This is a genomic window from Prevotella aff. ruminicola Tc2-24 (genome assembly GCF_900110895.1).
GTDB lineage: Bacteria > Bacteroidota > Bacteroidia > Bacteroidales > Bacteroidaceae > Prevotella.
Genome location: NZ_FOIQ01000006.1, coordinates 91,564 through 106,894, shown reverse-complemented (window position 1 = coordinate 106,894; position 15,331 = coordinate 91,564). Strand labels below are relative to the sequence as shown.

Below are 15,331 nucleotides of genomic sequence, written 5' to 3'. Positions count from 1 at the left end.
ACAAACAAGACAGAAAATGAACGAATGGGATAGTTGACGGGCACTTTTGAACACAGATATAAAACAAATGAACGGAGCGGAAAAGCGTTTTTGAAAATAATCTATATCTTTGCAGCCGGAATCTGTAAGGTTTTCGTATCTTTGCAGAATCAATAACAAAACTATAAAACAATGAAGAAGATTAAACTATGTCTGATGCTTGCAGGCACGTTCTTGGGTAGCGGCTTGCATATGTCTGTCTTTGCACAGGTCAAGCTCTCTGCAACCAATATTGACGAGATTGTGCAAACGATGACGCTGGAAGAGAAATGTCATCTTGTACTGGGTTGCGGTATGCATTTCAATGATGAGGCGAAATTCCCTGGTACGGCAGGAAGCACGTATGCCATCGCCCGTCTGGGTATCCCCGAGACCTACTGTGCTGATAGTCAGCAAGGCCTGCGTATGGACCACCACCGTGATTGGGATCATCGTGATTATTACCCCACGGACTTTGTGGCTAGCATGACCCTTGCCTCTACTTGGGACCGTGAGGCTGCCTATAAGGTCGGACAAGGCATCGGTAATGAAGTGAAAGAATTCGGACTCGACTGGATCCTCTCACCCTCGATGAACTTGATACGTGACGCCCTCTGTGGTAGAAATCATGAGTACTATAGTGAGGACCCTTATCTCTCGGGCATGATTGCTGCAGGCTATGTGAACGGTGTGCAGAGTGAGGGTACGGCCGCCTGTCCGAAGCATTTTATTGCAAACAATCAGGAGACCAACCGCAGCAATAACATCTCTCAGATGTCACAACGTGCACTTCGTGAGATTTATCTGAAGGCCTTTGAGATCATGGTCAAGGAGAGCAATCCCTGGACCATCATGACCTCTTATAATAAGTTGAACGGTCCATATGCCGTGCAGAATCATGAACTACTGACCACCATCGTTCGCGACGAGTGGGGATGGAAAGGTATGTATGTGTCGGATTGGGGCGGCGGTGATAATGCTGTGGCCGCCATGCAGGCCGGTAACGATATGCTTCAGCCTGGCAGCGACATGCAGTATCAGACCATTCTTGCTGCCGCTAAGAATGGACAACTGTCGATGGAGGTGCTCGATGCCAACGTGAAGCGTATCCTTGAATATGTCGTGAAAACCCATAACTTCAGGGGCTATGCATATACGAACACCCCAGACCTGAAGGCGCATGCTCAGGTGGTTCGGGAGGTGGGAGCCGATGGTATCGTATTACTGAAGAACGGTCGTTCCTCCAGTGCTTCCGAAGGCGGGGAGAAGCTGTTGCCGTTAAAGGGTAAGCGTGTGGCTCTCTTCGGTTGTACCAGTTACGACTGGATATCTGGAGGGTCGGGCTTTGGTGGTACTACCGTAGGTCACTATACCGTCTCGCTTGTTGAAGGTATGCGTAGCGCAGGCTATGAGGTGTGTAAGCCTCTCATCGGCATCTATAAGAAACATATCGCTGGCGAGCAGAAACGATTATATCCCAACGGTCGCCCGCAGTTCTCATTGATGCCTCCTGCTCGTGCAGAGGAGAAGCTCTTTTCGAATGAAGAGCTTGCTTCTGCCATCGATGGTAGTGATGTGGCTATCATCAGTCTGGGACGTAAGAGTGGCGAGGCTGCCGACCGTAGTGAGGCAGACTTCTATCTGAAAGATGGTGAGAAGGCGCTCATCAAGCAGATCAGTGAGGCTTATCATGCACAAGGGAAACAGGTGGTGGTCCTGCTTGACATCTGCAGTCCTATCGACGTGGCCTCATGGCAGGATCAGGTGGATGCACTTGTCTGTACTTGGCAAGGTGGACAGGAAAGTGGTTTTGCTGTGGCCGACGTACTCTCTGGTAAGGTGACCCCCAGCGGAAAATTACCTATGACTTTCCAGATTAAGTACGGTGATGCCTATGCCGATAAGAATTTCCCCTCTAATGTCGACGATAAGACGCTTGGTGCGATGTTCATGTGGGGGCGTAACAAGGATGATGCCAAGAAAAGGGAGCCGCAGAAGAATATCGATTTTACCAACTATGAGGAGGATATCTACGTGGGTTATCGTTATTTTGACAGCTTCGACAAGCCTGTGGCCTATCCTTTCGGATTTGGTCTGAGTTACACGTCGTTCGACTATGGGAATATGCGTGTGAGCGAGAAGAATGGTATCTTTACCATCAAGGTAGATGTGAAAAATACAGGCGACTATGCTGGTCGTAATGTTGTGGAACTCTTTGTGGCTGCACCAGATAGCAAGAAGGCAAACAAGCCGGCCAAGGAGTTGCGCAACTTTGCCAAGACACGTCTGCTGCAGCCCGGTGAGAACGAGACCGTGACAATGACTGTCTCGACTGCTGATCTCGCTTCGTTCAACGAGAAACTGTCGGCATGGAAGACGGATGCCGGTCTTTACACATTTATGATATGCTCGTCGGCCAGCGATGTGGAGGCTAAGGCTACAGCCAAGGTGAAGGCATACACCCATAAAGTGAATAATGTGCTGAAACCTAACGTGAAACTTAATCTCTTACATAGGTAATCACGATGTGATTAAACAAACGGCAATCCCTGCTGTGCCCATGAGGGTATGGCAGTAGATGTGGCCTGCAAACTGCATAGGATAATTCAAATAAATAAATGACAATCGTATGAAAAAGACTATCATGACATTGGCGCTTGCTTTCATCTGCTTAGGCGCCACAGCACAGGAGAAACTCTTCAATAGTGCTAATGTACAATCTCCCGTCGTCAATCCAGATGGAACGGTGACATTTAATCTGTTTGCGCCCAAGGCTGTGAAGGTGGAGGTGACAGGCGATTTCTTACCCACCCAGACCATTGATGTGCCTGGCTATGGCAAGTATGATGCCCCGGGCGTGGCCGAGCTGAAGGAGGGTAAGAACGGCGTGTGGAGCTACACCACCGACAAGCTCGCTCCTGAGATGTATAGTTATACTTTTAATATTGACGGTATGACGGGCGTGAAAGACCCTGCCAATATCTATGTGAATCGTGACATCGTGTCGTTCACGAACATCTTCATCGTCAGTGATGAGAAGGGCGATAAGGGTGATCTCTATCGTGTAAATGAGGTGCCTCACGGTAACCTCTCAAAGGTGTGGTATAACAGTCCGACGTTGAAGATGCAGCGTCGTATGACCATCTATACCCCTGCGGGCTATGACAAAGGTGGTCGTTATCCGGTACTCTATCTGTTGCATGGTGCCGGTGGTGATGAAAACGCTTGGAGCGAACTCGGACGTGCTGCACAGATTCTCGACAACCTGATTGCTACAGGCAAGGCCAAGCCGATGATCGTGGTGATGCCGAATGGCAATCCTAACTGTCAGGCGGCTCCTGGGGAGTGGTCGTTTGGCATGTATACCCCAGGTTTCCGTGATGCTGGCACGGGTCCTACGGCTCCTGCTGCAGCTACTATTCCTGCCAGTTTTATGGATATCGTGAACTATGTAGATGCTAATTATCGAACGATCAAGACTCGTGCAGGTCGTGCTGTCTGCGGTCTGTCGATGGGTGGAGGACATACCTTCGGCATCAGTCTTACCTATCCGACAACGTTCGACTATTATGGTCTTTTCTCTGCTGGTCTGCATCTGGGCAAGGACTTCAATATGAACCAGCCTTTTGCCGAACAGATCAAGAGTGATCCGGATTTCGCCAAGCAGTCTGCTCGTCTCTTCGGTAGTAAGCCCAAACTCTACTGGATGGGTATGGGTAAGACAGATTTCCTCTATCAGAGTACGGTTGATCTGCGCAGCTATTTAGACGAGAAAGGTTACAAGTATGAGTATGTGGAGACCGACGGTGGGCATATCTGGCGTAACTGGCGCATCTATCTGACGATGTTTGCACAGAAGGTTTTTAAATAAGGAAAAACTGATTATATATGAAAAGAGCGCTGTAAGTTTTGACTTGCAGCGCTCTTGTTTTTGTAACCAGTCTTAAACTAGTACCGAAGTACCCAGAGCCGGGGTCGAACCGGCACGGGTTGCCCCACTGGTGTTTGAGACCAGCGCGTCTACCGATTCCGCCATCTGGGCATGTGTCGCTTGCTGGTTACCAAAAGTGGGTGCAAAGGTAATATAAAAAAATGAAATGACAAAGGTTTCTGATAAAAAAATGAAAAATGCTTGCTAATGTCACTTATTATGCTTATCTTCGCAAGCGGAAGGTTAACTATAAATATGATTCATGGATAAAACTGACAAGAGAAACTTTTGCGTGATACTCGCAGGAGGTCGCGGCAGACGATTATGGCCTTGTAGTAGGAATTTGTACCCCAAACAATTCATAGATTTTTTCGGGACAGGACGTACGCAACTGCAGGAAACTTATGATCGTTTTGCGAAACTTTTGCCAAAAGAGAATATATATATATGTACGTGTAAGGAATATCTGGCGCAGGCTCAAGAGCAGTTGCCAGAGATACCAGAACGGAATATCTTGGTAGAACCTGTTCATCGTAATACTGCTCCAAGTGTGGCTTGGGCGAACATGAGAATCCTTCGGGAAAACCCGGATGCGAATATCATTATCACTCCTTCAGACCAGATGGTGCTTCATGAGGACTCCTTCGTTGAGAGTCTGGAGAGTGGTATCGGTTATGTGTCGGAGAATGATGTTCTGTTGGTCATGGGTGTGAAGCCTACTCGACCAGAGCCGGGCTATGGATATATACAACTTGGTGATTTGAGTTGTAAGTCGGATGTGTATAAGGTGAAATCGTTCACGGAGAAGCCGGAGCGTGATTTCGCGAAGATGTTCATGGAAAGTGGCGAGTTCTATTGGAACACGGGTATATTTATCTCTAATGGACAGCATCTGCGTCGTAATTTTGAAATGCAGTTCCCGGAGGTGCTGCGTAATCTTGAGGTGGAGAAGCCCAACTATACCTATGAGGAGGAAATGGAGTATGTGGCTCAACGTTACTCGCTTTATCCGAACCTGTCTATCGACTATGCTATCCTTGAGCACAGTGACGATGTCTTTGTCATGAAGTGCGATTTTGGTTGGGCCGACATGGGTACATGGCATGCTATTTATGAGGCGATGAGTAAGGTAGAGAACGATAATGTGGTGATAAACTCGGAGGTGGTGATGGATGACTGCCACGATAATGTCATCAAGTTACCGAAGGGGAAGCTTGGTGTATTCAATGGTCTAGACGGTTATATCGTTGCCGAGGAAGGTAATGTGTTGATGATTTGTAAGAAGGGCGACTCGTCTTCGCTCGTCCGAAAGTATGTCAGTGAGGTACAGATCCGATACGGTGACGATTTCGTATAGTGTAAATACAAGAAGCAGTAGCTCATAGGCTACTGCTTCTTGTATTCTGCATATATCTTTGATGCAATATCTTTGAACTCCTCCTCCGTGAGTTTTAACTTCTCTCGGCGGAAGTCAACATCTTGTTCCGACTGCATCGGAATTAGATGAATATGGGCATGAGGAACTTCCAAACCAAGCACCACCTGAGCCACTTTCTTGCAGGGGAATGCCTTGCCGACTGCCAGTGCCACCTTCTTGGCAAACACCTGATACTCGGCAATCTCGTCATCGCCCATGTCGAAGATATAGTCTACCTCACGACGAGGAATCACGAGGGTATGGCCTTTTACCAATGGGTTGATATCAAGGAAAGCGTAGAACTTCTCGTTCTCAGCGCACTTATAGCTAGGAATCTCGCCTGCTGCAATCTTACTGAAAATGTCCATCACTTAAATCTTTGAAATGTTCAACAGTTAATAGCCACAAGCCAAATCAACCAACCGTAATCTTGTCAATACGGAGTTTGATGGTGCCACGTGGTATTGTAACTTCAACTTCGTCGCCCACCTTGTGATTGAGCAACCCTTGTGCGATTGGAGTTTGGATAGAGATTTTTCCCTCACGGAGGTTGGCCTCGCTCTCGCTGACGATGGTATAAGTCATCTTGGCCTTATTGGTCAAGTTCGTCATCTCTACTTTCGACAGAATCTGAACGGCGTCAGTGCTCAGACGGGATGTATCGACAACCTTTGCTTCGGAGATTGTCAACTTTAACTGATTGATCTTATCCTCAAGATGAGCTTGTGCCTCTTTGGCGGCATCATACTCTGAGTTCTCACTGAGGTCGCCCTTTTCGCGTGCCTCGGCGATAGCGGCTGAGGCTTTTGGGCGCTCAACACTTTCCAGATGTTTTAGTTCGGCTATCAGTTTGTCATAGCCTTCTTGTGACATATAAGCCATAGTTATTCTTTTTTATTGTTCTACATTGTTCTTCTAAGATGGATAAACAAAAAACAAAGAATCCCGACAATACCGTCGTGTCGGAATCCTCATGATCTTATGATGTCTTATCCTTACTTGTCTGTGTGCAAAGATAGGAAATATTTTCGAATCAAACAAATTTTTCTCGCAAAAAAACATCAGTTGCGATGACCTGTAAATCTCCATGCATAACAGAGAACCATGTAGATGATGGCTGCGGAAACCCATCCTCCGATGACGTCTACGGCATAGTGGGCTTGGATGTAAACGGTGGCGAAGCACATCAGCACGAAGAAGGGCAGTATGCCATAGAAGAGTTTCTTGTTCTTGGCGCGCCAGGCGAGGAAGAGCAAGATTGTACAGATGCCTACATGACTGCTGGGGAAGGCGGCCGTGGGGCGTTCGCCGGCATCGTGGGCGGCCACCACGCATTGGTAGAAGAATCCGTCGCGATAGCCGGGGATGGGCAGGCTCTCACTGTGTGTAGCGAAAAAGTCGTGCATGTTGGGGAACACTCCGTTGGCGATGTTATCCATACCTGCGGCCAGATAGTAGTACTGTGGTCCTGTGACGGGCAGCGCGATGAAGATGACGTAGTAGACGAAGAACGCAGTGAGTATGATAAAGGCCGTGCGACTGAATTCTTTATAACGGTAAAAGAAATAGAACAGGGTCACCAAGGCGATCAGTGGATAGTACGAGGCATAGCCCAGGTGCATCAGCTCGCTGAGCACCGGATTGGTGAAGTTCTTCGAGAAGAGCAGGGCAGGCTGGCAGTTGAAAAGCTGTTGCTCATAGCCTGCGAAGAGATGGTCGAGGTTGGGGAACATCCTGTTGAACTCATAGGTGTCGGGATACCACCAGGAAAGCAGGGCCATCTGGGCAATGATGCGGCAGAGGTGGGTGAACCTGCAGGGCAGCATCCTATAGACAGCCCACATGGCAATGGTCATCGCCACGATACGTATGCGCCCCCAGAGCATCGACTCGGGGTTGACCACTTTCGTGTAGGTGAAAAACATGATCAGCAGGGTGAGTGCCAGATAGCCGAGGATGACCCATTCGACGGTCAGCAGTCCTTTCTTCGGCTTCTTCTCAATCTCGAATAAATATCTTAGTGATTTCAATGTGAGTTCAGTATTGTTTTTGTTGTCAATTGCGGATTACAGCCACTGGTGGTCTTTGTACCACTGGATGGTCTTCTTGACGCCTTCCGCCAGTTGCACCTTCGGCTGGTAGCCCAGCTCGCGCCGAGCCGGTTCTATGTCACAGCGCCAGTTACGCTGGCGCAAGATGTTGTACTTGTCGTTGTTTAGGGCCGTCACCTTACCTGTTATCTGCCCAATATACTCTCCAAAGAACGTTACGATGCGGAGGACCCATACGGGTGCCGTGATGCGGATCCACCAAGGACGTCCTAGTTCCTCATGGATCAGGTTACTGAATGTGGCACTCTGGTATACCTTCCCGTCGGAGAGGAAATATTTACGCCCCGTCTTGCCATTCTCCAAGGCGAGGAAGACTGCTTGTACCACGTCGTCGACATACACGAACGTGATATCCTGACGCTTAAAGCCTACGGCAAAGTCGGAGTGTTGTTTGATACTCTTCGCCATGATGAAGTAATCCTTTTCACGAGGGCCATATACACCTGTTGGTCTTAATATAATATAAGGTATTGTGGTCGTGGCAAGGAACTGTTCGGCTTCCAGCTTGCTCCTTCCGTATTCGGTGTTGGGTTGTGGGGTGTCCGTCTCGCGAATCTCCTGATAGGGCTGTTTCTCACGGATGGCTCCGAAGATACTGAGACTACTTACGAACACAAAGCGTTTTAATGGCATTTGTAGATCGGTAATTGCCTCGACGAGGTTCTTCGTTCCTTCGGTATTAATCCGATGGAAGTCGGCTTTGTTCAGGCATTTTGTCACACCAGCAGCATGCACCACGTAGTCAAAGTCCTTGTCTCGTAGCTGTTCTACGAGTTGTTCCTTCGACGAGAGGTTCAGTTCGATGAGGTGGATGCGCTCGTCCTGCAGATATTCCCTTGAGCTACTTCCTCGCACGGCAGCCCATGTCTCAAAGCCTCTTCTGAGGGCCTCCTCTACGATAAACGAGCCGATAAATCCGCTCGCGCCAGTAATCAGAATCTTCATCTTTCGCTGTTTTGGGTGCAAAGGTAGTGCAAAAATCTCATTTTGCGAAAGAAAAGGGCATAAAAGTTCAGAGGGCCTGTCTGTACAGAAAGAGATGCCTCCTTGGACAGGAAGTTTGTTTGTTATAGAGTAAAGATTGTTTACCTGTTGTGGAGACGACTTTGGGAAGCCCTGTTTATGGGCGTTTTGGGGCTGTTTGTTTTTCCCAGCGGGAAAGTCGGGGTTCCTCCCAGGTTTCTGCCACTTTGCCGGCATGAAACTCCCAGCTTGCTCCGCCCTTTCTTCAAGCGACCTCGTGACGGCATACAATTTGTAAATATTTAGTCAAATAGAGCATATAAGAATGCAAAAGAAAAACAAGGATTCCTTTTGCATTTCTCTCGTTTTTTCGTAAATTTGCCGTCGAACTATATGAAGTATATAAGACTATGGGAAAGAAAAAAGGTGGAAAACGACTAGGGAAGAAGCAGGTCAGTGAACTGCTTCAGAATCTCTTTCAGCATAACCCAAACGAGACATTCTCGTTTAAGCAGATATTCAAAGCACTGAAGTTTGATACCCATCCGTTGAAGATGCTTGCTATCGACGTGATGGAGGAGATGGCATGGGACGACTTCCTGAGCAAGGTCAGCGATAACTCATACCGCCTGAACATGAAAACGCAGGTTCAGGAGGGCATCTTCCGTCGCAAGGCGACAGGGCGCAATTCCTTTGTGCCCGATGACGGTGGAACCCCAGTCTTTGTGGCAGAGCGTAATTCTATGTCGGCCATGGATGGTGACCGTGTAAAAGTATCGTATATGGCCCGCCGTGACAAACATATTAAGGAGGCTATGGTGGTGGAAATTCTCAAGAGGGCTCATGATACTATCGTCGGCAAGCTCCGAGTGACGAAGGATATCGCATTTCTCGTTACCCCCGATAGCACATTTGTTCATGATATCATCATTCCAAAACGTAAGTTGAAAGGAGGAAAGTCTGACGATAAGGCTGTGGTTAAGGTGATGCAATGGCCCGACTCAGAACATAAGAATATCATTGGCGAGGTGATTGACATCTTGGGAAAGACTGGTGAGAACAACGCCGAGATGCATGCCATCCTTGCGCAGTATAACCTGCCATACAAGTACCCGAAGGCAGTGGAAGAGGCTGCAGAGAAAATTGATGCGACGATTACACCACAGGAGATCGCACGACGTGAGGACTTCCGTGATGTGTTTACCTGTACCATCGACCCCAAAGATGCCAAAGACTTCGACGATGCTCTGTCTATCAGAGCCGTTGGTAATGGTGAGGCGCAGAAGAGCAAAGGGCAGCTCTGGGAGGTGGGCGTGCATATCGCTGATGTGTCACACTATGTGAAGGAGGGTTCCATGATCGATAAGGAAGCGGTGAAGCGTGCCACGAGCATCTACCTCGTGGATCGTACGATCCCCATGCTGCCCGAACGACTCTGTAACTTCATCTGCTCACTCCGCCCTAACGAGGAGAAACTGTGCTATAGCGTCATCTTCCAGATGGATGATGAGGCGAATGTGAAGAGCTGGCATCTGGCCCATACCGTGATCCGCAGCGACCGCCGCTTCGCTTATGAGGAGGTGCAGCAGATTCTTGAGGATAACGGTGTCAAGGACGGCACAGGAGAGCCGGCACCGCCAGCTACGAAGAAACATCCTTACAAGGGGGAGTATGCTACAGAACTTATTAAGCTTGATGCTCTGGCCAAGAAACTTCGTGCCGCCCGTTTCAAGAATGGTTCTGTGAAATTCGACCGCGAAGAACTACATTTCGATATCGATGAGAAAGGTAAGCCCATCAGGGCCTACTTCAAAACATCAAAGGATGCCAATAAACTCGTTGAGGAGTTTATGCTTTTGGCAAATAAAACCGTGGCCGAGTCTGTTGGTAAGGTGAAGAAAGGGGTGAAGGCAAAGACGCTTCCCTATCGTATTCACGATCAACCGGATCCGACTAAGTTGGAGAACTTGCGTGAGTTTGTCGCCAAGTTCGGTTATAAGATGAAGACCAGCGGAACGAAGGGTGCCATTTCTCGCAGTCTTAATGCGTTGATGTCCTCGGCAGAGGGAACCCGTGAGCAAAATGCTATTGAGACTGTGGCTCTCCGTGCGATGATGAAGGCAAAATACAGCGTCCATAATATCGGCCACTATGGATTGGCTTTCGATTATTATACGCACTTCACCTCACCTATCCGCCGTTATCCCGATACAATGGTGCACCGACTGCTGACGAAGTACCAAGAGGGTGCTCGCTCGGCCAACAAGGATAAGTATGAGGAACTCTGTGAGCATTGTTCTGATATGGAGCAGATCAGCCAGAATGCAGAACGCGACTCCATCAAATATAAGATGGTGGAGTTTATGGAGGATAAGATAGGTAATACGTACGATGCTCATATCAGCGGTATCCAGTCGTATGGCATCTATGCTCAGATAGATGAGAACCATTGTGAGGGTATGATTCCCATCCGTGATCTAGGTGACGATTACTACGATTTCGACGAGAAAAACTATATGATTGTTGGCCGCCGTCATCACACGAAGTATCAGCTCGGTGATCCGATCCGTATCCAGGTGGCTCGCGCAAACCTCGAGAAGAAACAGCTCGATTTTACCCTGGCAGACGATTGATAATGATGTCTCCTGGCCGTTGCTGCAGTTGAATCTGCCTTCCGAGAGCTTTTATGCTCTCAGACTCTAGTATTTCCCTGAAGTTAAGACCCGCCGTCTGGAACTCACGGGCAAGTAGTTCGTTGGCTAAGAGGGTCTGGGTCGCTTTGGCAAAGGCCTCTCTTAGGAGAAGCTGGTTCTCCTGAGCATCGTCTGTTAGGATTGTAGTGTTTGCGACCGCATCGTAAATCTTAGCGATATTATCGTGGTTTTGTTGGTTGCTTTTACCCTTAGGGTCGACAATGTTCTTCAGGAAAGTAGAAAGTACCTTGGCACCAAAGTCACCAGGGAAATTTTTCCTGGTGGCATTGAGCAAGACTAGTGCTGTCAACTGTAGTCGGGAAAAACCAAGTCTTCCCGCCATGATCTCCAAAAGGAAAATCTCTTCTGTGGCGCTGTCGCCGTCGGCTCCCATAACCTGAATCATCTTGACCAGATAATCTTCCTTCTCTTTTCGAGTGGCGGGAATGGCAACTTGAGCTTGTTGACCGCTACTCTTGAACATCTCCTTGAGTTGATCCTCGGTGATATTGTCCAACTGACAGATTCTTGCTATGGCGGCCTTTTCTTCTTCAGTGATTTTTCCGTCGGCAAGGGCAAGGCCAATAAGATCACGAGCCAATGAGTAGTCATTGTCTGTCGTGATAGTCATGATGTCTGTAAGAACTCCTCCCATATTTGTTGATAAATGGTGTCTATGGATACAAAGATATGGAAATCTTCTGGGAAAACAAAGAATTTGGGGACTTTTTTGCCGAGGGATGATGTTAACGAGACTCGATTATGCGAAAAACGGAAGAAAATATGTCTTTTTTTCTTTTTTTTCAAGGAAAAGTTCTTATCTTTGCACACATAAAAACTATATTAATCAGCTATAATGTTAGGACAGATTGAACAACGAATGCTAAATCTGGCTTTTTCAGGATTACAGATTGGCATAGGGATTTACGATAAAGATGGACATATGATGACCAGTAACGAAGAGTTCAACAGGTTACAGAATGACTATCCGCAAGATTGTGAATTGCTGTGTCGATCAATCCGTGAAGGGAAGTCTGGAAAAGAGCAGTGGATTCGCGAGGATGGAACTGTCTTAGAGTCTTTCGTTGTCCCCTTTACCAACGATCAGGGGGAGACCGATGGTTATATATTCCGGCTGAGTAATATTACGGAAAGAAGACCGCGATACGGAAATGAAGACCAAAGCCGGTTGGAAGAGATATTTCTGAATAATGTGAACCATGAGATCCGAACCCCCTTGAATGCGATTATTGGTTTTAATGATCTCTTGAACGGTGTGGCTGGCGAACATATGGAGGAGGAAGAGAAACGGATAATGAAGGATCATATCCACAGGAATGCCGAGCGACTGATTAATGTCGTAAATGACTTGGTCGATCTATCAAAGATGGAAAAAGGTAGCTTGATTATTCATAAGACGGTGGTGAGTCTGATGGAGATCTGTTATAAGGCACGCGAGAGCGTGAAGAATGAGGTTCAACCGGGAGTAAAGCTGTTGCATCAGTATCCTGTGGTGCTCAAAGATACGAGAATCTATACGGATGGTCGTCGGATGGTACAGTTGCTGCGTAACATCTTGTCGAATGCCTGCAAACATACAAGGATGGGCGCGATTACACTGAGAGTCAGAACGGTGGAGAGTGACGATTCCCAAGGACAACCGCGACTACAGATACGGGTCAGTGATACGGGGGAAGGTATCCCCGTGGAGAACCGAAGTCAGTTGTTTCTGCCGTTCCGTAAGTTCGATGGTGTGACAGAGGGTCTTGGCATGGGACTGGCGATCAGTCGTCAGATCGCAAAGATGCTTGGTGGACGCCTCTATCTGGACGAGGATTATGAAGGCGGCTCAAGCTTTGTGTATGAGATGCCTTTTGAGGAAGCGTAAGCGAGTGGAGTGATAAAATACACGAGGAAAGAGGAAATCTGGAATGCAGTATCGCATGGCGGAGGCATTCTGCTTGGGGTGGTGGTTGGTGTCATCTTCCTAGTGTGGTGTTTCCGAAGCGATAACAATTGGGCACGGATTGGTGTCATCCTCTATCTCTTTGGTATGCTTGGTTCTTACGTGGCCTCGACGGTTTATCATTCTATCAAGCATCATTCGAAATGGAAAGAACGGCTCCGGAAATGGGATCATGCCGCCATCTATTGGCATATCGCCGGAAGTTATTCTCCGCTTACATTGGTTGCGTTACGCAGTCAGGGATACTGGGGGTGGAGTCTTTTTTCTTTTGTCTGGCTCTGTGCTATTGTTGGAACGGTTATTAGTCTCATTAAGCTAAAAGAGCATTCAAATCTGGAAACCTTTTGTTTCGTGGGTATGGGACTGAGTGTGCTTGTTGCTTTCAAACCGCTACTGGATTCTGTCAGTACGGCGGCAGTTATCTGGATAATTGCTGAGGGAATATGCTATATCACGGGGGCAGTGTTCTACTCTCTGAACAAAAAGAAATATATGCACTCTGTGTTTCATTTCTTTGTGTTGGCAGGTAGCGTCTGTCATATCATTGCCGTCTGGGATGTACTGATGGAGTACTTATAAGAAGGTAGCGGTAAATAATTTGTTTTTTGTTTTGTATTTCGCTATAAAAATTGTAATTTTGCGAGCAAAATTTGCAAAAACTGTAAGATATGGCTTATACACGTATGACTGCTGCGGAGGCTGCAGCACTGATTAAGAATGGCGAGAATATCGCTATGAGCGGCTTTACACCTGCGGGTGTGGCCAAGGCAACAACAAAGGAATTAGCAAAGATTGCCGTTGCTGAGCATGAGGCTGGGCGTGAGTTCAAGGTGGGTATCTTTACCGGTGCGTCGACGGGACAGTCGACTGATGGTGACCTTGCCAATGCGCAGGCTATAAAGTATCGTGCACCCTATACGACAAATCCTGATTTCCGTAAGCATGTAAATATGGGGGAAATCCCTTATAACGATCTGCACTTGAGTCATATGGCACAGGAGTTGCGTTATGGCTTCTATGGTAATCTTGATTGGGCGATTCTTGAGGTGTGTGACATCGAGGAGGCAGGTAATGACTATCATGTATATCTGACTGCTGCCGGTGGTATTTCTCCGACGGCTGCTCGTCTGGCCAAACATGTCATATTAGAGTTGAATTCATTTCATAACCCGAATGCGAAATTTATCCATGATGTGTATGAGCCATTGGATCCTCCTTACCGCAAGGCTATTCCAATCGAACACGTCAGCGACCGTATAGGTAAACCTTACGTGTCGATTCCAAAGGAGAAGGTGGTGGGAGTCGTGGAGTGTAACATCCCTGATGAGGCCCGTGCTTTTAAAGACAGCGATCCTGTTACTGATAAGATTGGTTTCCTGACGGCTGAGTTCTTGGTTGAGGAGATGCGCAAGGGGCGTATTCCTAAGGAGTTCCTGCCGTTGCAGAGTGGTGTGGGTTCAACAGCCAATGCCATCCTTGGTGCTCTGGGCCAGGACAAGCACGTACCTGATTTTAATATCTATACCGAAGTGCTGCAGGATTCTGTGGTTGGCATGATGATGAACGGCCGTGTGAAGGATGCTTCAGCCTGTTCCCTGACGGTCAGCAACGATTGCTTGATGCAGGTATATGATCATATGGACTATTTCAAGGATCATCTGACACTACGTCAGAGTGAGATATCCAACTCACCGGAGGTGATTCGTCGATTGGGAGTGATTGCCATCAACACGGCTATTGAGGTCGATCTCTATGGTAATGCCAACTCAACGCACATCAGTGGCGTAAAGATGATGAATGGTATCGGTGGCTCGGGCGACTTTATCCGTAACGCCTATCTGAGCATCTTTACCTGTCCATCTGTGGCCAAGGGTGGTGTAATCTCTTCGATTGTTCCGTTTGTCAGTCATCAGGATAGTTCGGAGCATGATGTGAACATCATTGTTACCGAACAGGGTGTTGCCGACTTGCGCGGAAAGTCGCCCGCTCAGCGTGCGGAGATCATCATTGAGAACTGTGCGCATCCTGACTATAAGCAGTTGCTTTGGGACTACCTGAAGATTGCGAAGATGGGACAGACTCGTCATAACCTGACAGCCGCCTTCGCTTTGCATGATACGTTGGCACGTAAGGGTGACATGAAACTGACGGATTTCGCAGACTATATCAAATAAGTGAATCAAAAAGAGAAGAGGCCTCGCTATAACAGCGAGGCCTCTTCTCTTAGGTAAA

12 protein-coding genes and 1 tRNA gene are annotated in these 15,331 nt (G+C 47.7%); 7 read left to right on the top strand and 6 right to left on the bottom strand.

Annotated elements, in window-relative coordinates; translation table 11 throughout:
• Window positions 1-171 precede the first annotated feature (171 nt).
• Complete coding sequence (locus BMY63_RS11190; protein ID WP_371113587.1) at window positions 172-2,538, top strand: glycoside hydrolase family 3 N-terminal domain-containing protein; 2,367 nt, start codon at window positions 172-174, stop codon at window positions 2,536-2,538.
• Between the two features lie 109 nt (window positions 2,539-2,647).
• Complete coding sequence (locus BMY63_RS11185; protein ID WP_091916850.1) at window positions 2,648-3,889, top strand: esterase; 1,242 nt, start codon at window positions 2,648-2,650, stop codon at window positions 3,887-3,889.
• Window positions 3,890-3,978: 89 nt separating this feature from the next.
• On the opposite strand, the gene BMY63_RS11180 is transcribed toward BMY63_RS11185, so the two are convergent.
• A tRNA-Leu gene (locus tag BMY63_RS11180) sits at window positions 3,979-4,060 on the bottom strand.
• Window positions 4,061-4,211: 151 nt separating this feature from the next.
• Here BMY63_RS11180 and BMY63_RS11175 point away from each other — a divergent pair.
• A complete protein-coding gene (locus BMY63_RS11175) occupies window positions 4,212-5,306 on the top strand; it encodes a mannose-1-phosphate guanylyltransferase (protein ID WP_091916848.1) in 1,095 nt (364 codons plus the stop codon).
• Between the two features lie 29 nt (window positions 5,307-5,335).
• On the opposite strand, the gene BMY63_RS11170 is transcribed toward BMY63_RS11175, so the two are convergent.
• The 4 genes from BMY63_RS11170 to BMY63_RS11155 all read right to left on the bottom strand — a co-directional run bounded on the left by BMY63_RS11170 (window position 5,336) and on the right by BMY63_RS11155 (window position 8,422).
• Window positions 5,336-5,734: an HIT family protein gene (locus BMY63_RS11170; RefSeq protein WP_091900032.1), complete on the bottom strand. Its 399-nt coding sequence runs from the start codon at window positions 5,732-5,734 to the stop codon at window positions 5,336-5,338.
• 46 nt (window positions 5,735-5,780) lie between these two features.
• The gene (gene greA / locus BMY63_RS11165) at window positions 5,781-6,248 is read right to left on the bottom strand and encodes a transcription elongation factor GreA (RefSeq protein WP_091900031.1); all 468 of its coding nucleotides are present in this window, start codon (window positions 6,246-6,248) and stop codon (window positions 5,781-5,783) included.
• Between the two features lie 179 nt (window positions 6,249-6,427).
• Window positions 6,428-7,396 (bottom strand): phosphatase PAP2 family protein, encoded by a 969-nt coding sequence (locus BMY63_RS11160; protein WP_176771044.1) that lies wholly within the window; start codon window positions 7,394-7,396, stop codon window positions 6,428-6,430.
• A gap of 36 nt (window positions 7,397-7,432) precedes the next feature.
• On the bottom strand, window positions 7,433-8,422 hold the full coding sequence (locus tag BMY63_RS11155; RefSeq protein ID WP_091916846.1) for an NAD-dependent epimerase/dehydratase family protein: 990 nt from the start codon (window positions 8,420-8,422) through the stop codon (window positions 7,433-7,435).
• Between the two features lie 428 nt (window positions 8,423-8,850).
• On the opposite strand from BMY63_RS11155, the gene rnr reads away from it, so the two are divergent.
• A complete protein-coding gene (gene rnr / locus BMY63_RS11150; RefSeq protein ID WP_091916844.1) occupies window positions 8,851-11,073 on the top strand; it encodes a ribonuclease R in 2,223 nt (740 codons plus the stop codon).
• Here the strand turns inward: rnr and BMY63_RS11145 are convergent.
• Window positions 11,054-11,788: a tellurite resistance TerB family protein gene (locus BMY63_RS11145; RefSeq protein ID WP_091900028.1), complete on the bottom strand. Its 735-nt coding sequence runs from the start codon at window positions 11,786-11,788 to the stop codon at window positions 11,054-11,056. The two genes, rnr and BMY63_RS11145, sit on opposite strands and share 20 nt — an antisense overlap.
• A 288-nt stretch (window positions 11,789-12,076) precedes the next feature.
• On the opposite strand from BMY63_RS11145, the gene BMY63_RS11140 reads away from it, so the two are divergent.
• The 3 genes from BMY63_RS11140 (at window position 12,077) to BMY63_RS11130 (ending at window position 15,273) form a co-directional block, all read left to right on the top strand.
• Window positions 12,077-13,021 carry a sensor histidine kinase gene (locus BMY63_RS11140; RefSeq protein WP_176771043.1) on the top strand — a complete coding sequence of 315 codons (945 nt, stop codon included), beginning with the start codon at window positions 12,077-12,079 and terminating at the stop codon, window positions 13,019-13,021.
• Between the two features lie 9 nt (window positions 13,022-13,030).
• On the top strand, window positions 13,031-13,678 hold the full coding sequence (gene trhA, locus BMY63_RS11135; protein WP_091900026.1) for a PAQR family membrane homeostasis protein TrhA: 648 nt from the start codon (window positions 13,031-13,033) through the stop codon (window positions 13,676-13,678).
• An 89-nt stretch (window positions 13,679-13,767) separates the two neighbouring features.
• Entirely contained in the window at window positions 13,768-15,273 is a 1,506-nt protein-coding gene (locus BMY63_RS11130) for a butyryl-CoA:acetate CoA transferase (RefSeq protein ID WP_091916842.1), read from the top strand.
• Window positions 15,274-15,331 lie beyond the last annotated feature (58 nt).

Bases quoted from the DNA above. Each gene is read 5' to 3' on its own strand.
- BMY63_RS11190 (WP_371113587.1), top strand. From the start codon at position 172: ATGAAGAAGATTAAACTATGTCTGATGCTTGCAGGCACGTTCTTGGGT.
- BMY63_RS11185 (WP_091916850.1), top strand. From the start codon at position 2,648: ATGAAAAAGACTATCATGACATTGGCGCTTGCTTTCATCTGCTTAGGC.
- BMY63_RS11175 (WP_091916848.1), top strand. From the start codon at position 4,212: ATGGATAAAACTGACAAGAGAAACTTTTGCGTGATACTCGCAGGAGGT.
- BMY63_RS11170 (WP_091900032.1), bottom strand. From the start codon at position 5,734: ATGGACATTTTCAGTAAGATTGCAGCAGGCGAGATTCCTAGCTATAAG.
- greA (WP_091900031.1), bottom strand. From the start codon at position 6,248: ATGGCTTATATGTCACAAGAAGGCTATGACAAACTGATAGCCGAACTA.
- BMY63_RS11155 (WP_091916846.1), bottom strand. From the start codon at position 8,422: ATGAAGATTCTGATTACTGGCGCGAGCGGATTTATCGGCTCGTTTATC.
- rnr (WP_091916844.1), top strand. From the start codon at position 8,851: ATGGGAAAGAAAAAAGGTGGAAAACGACTAGGGAAGAAGCAGGTCAGT.
- BMY63_RS11145 (WP_091900028.1), bottom strand. From the start codon at position 11,788: ATGGGAGGAGTTCTTACAGACATCATGACTATCACGACAGACAATGAC.
- BMY63_RS11140 (WP_176771043.1), top strand. From the start codon at position 12,077: ATGATGACCAGTAACGAAGAGTTCAACAGGTTACAGAATGACTATCCG.
- BMY63_RS11130 (WP_091916842.1), top strand. From the start codon at position 13,768: ATGGCTTATACACGTATGACTGCTGCGGAGGCTGCAGCACTGATTAAG.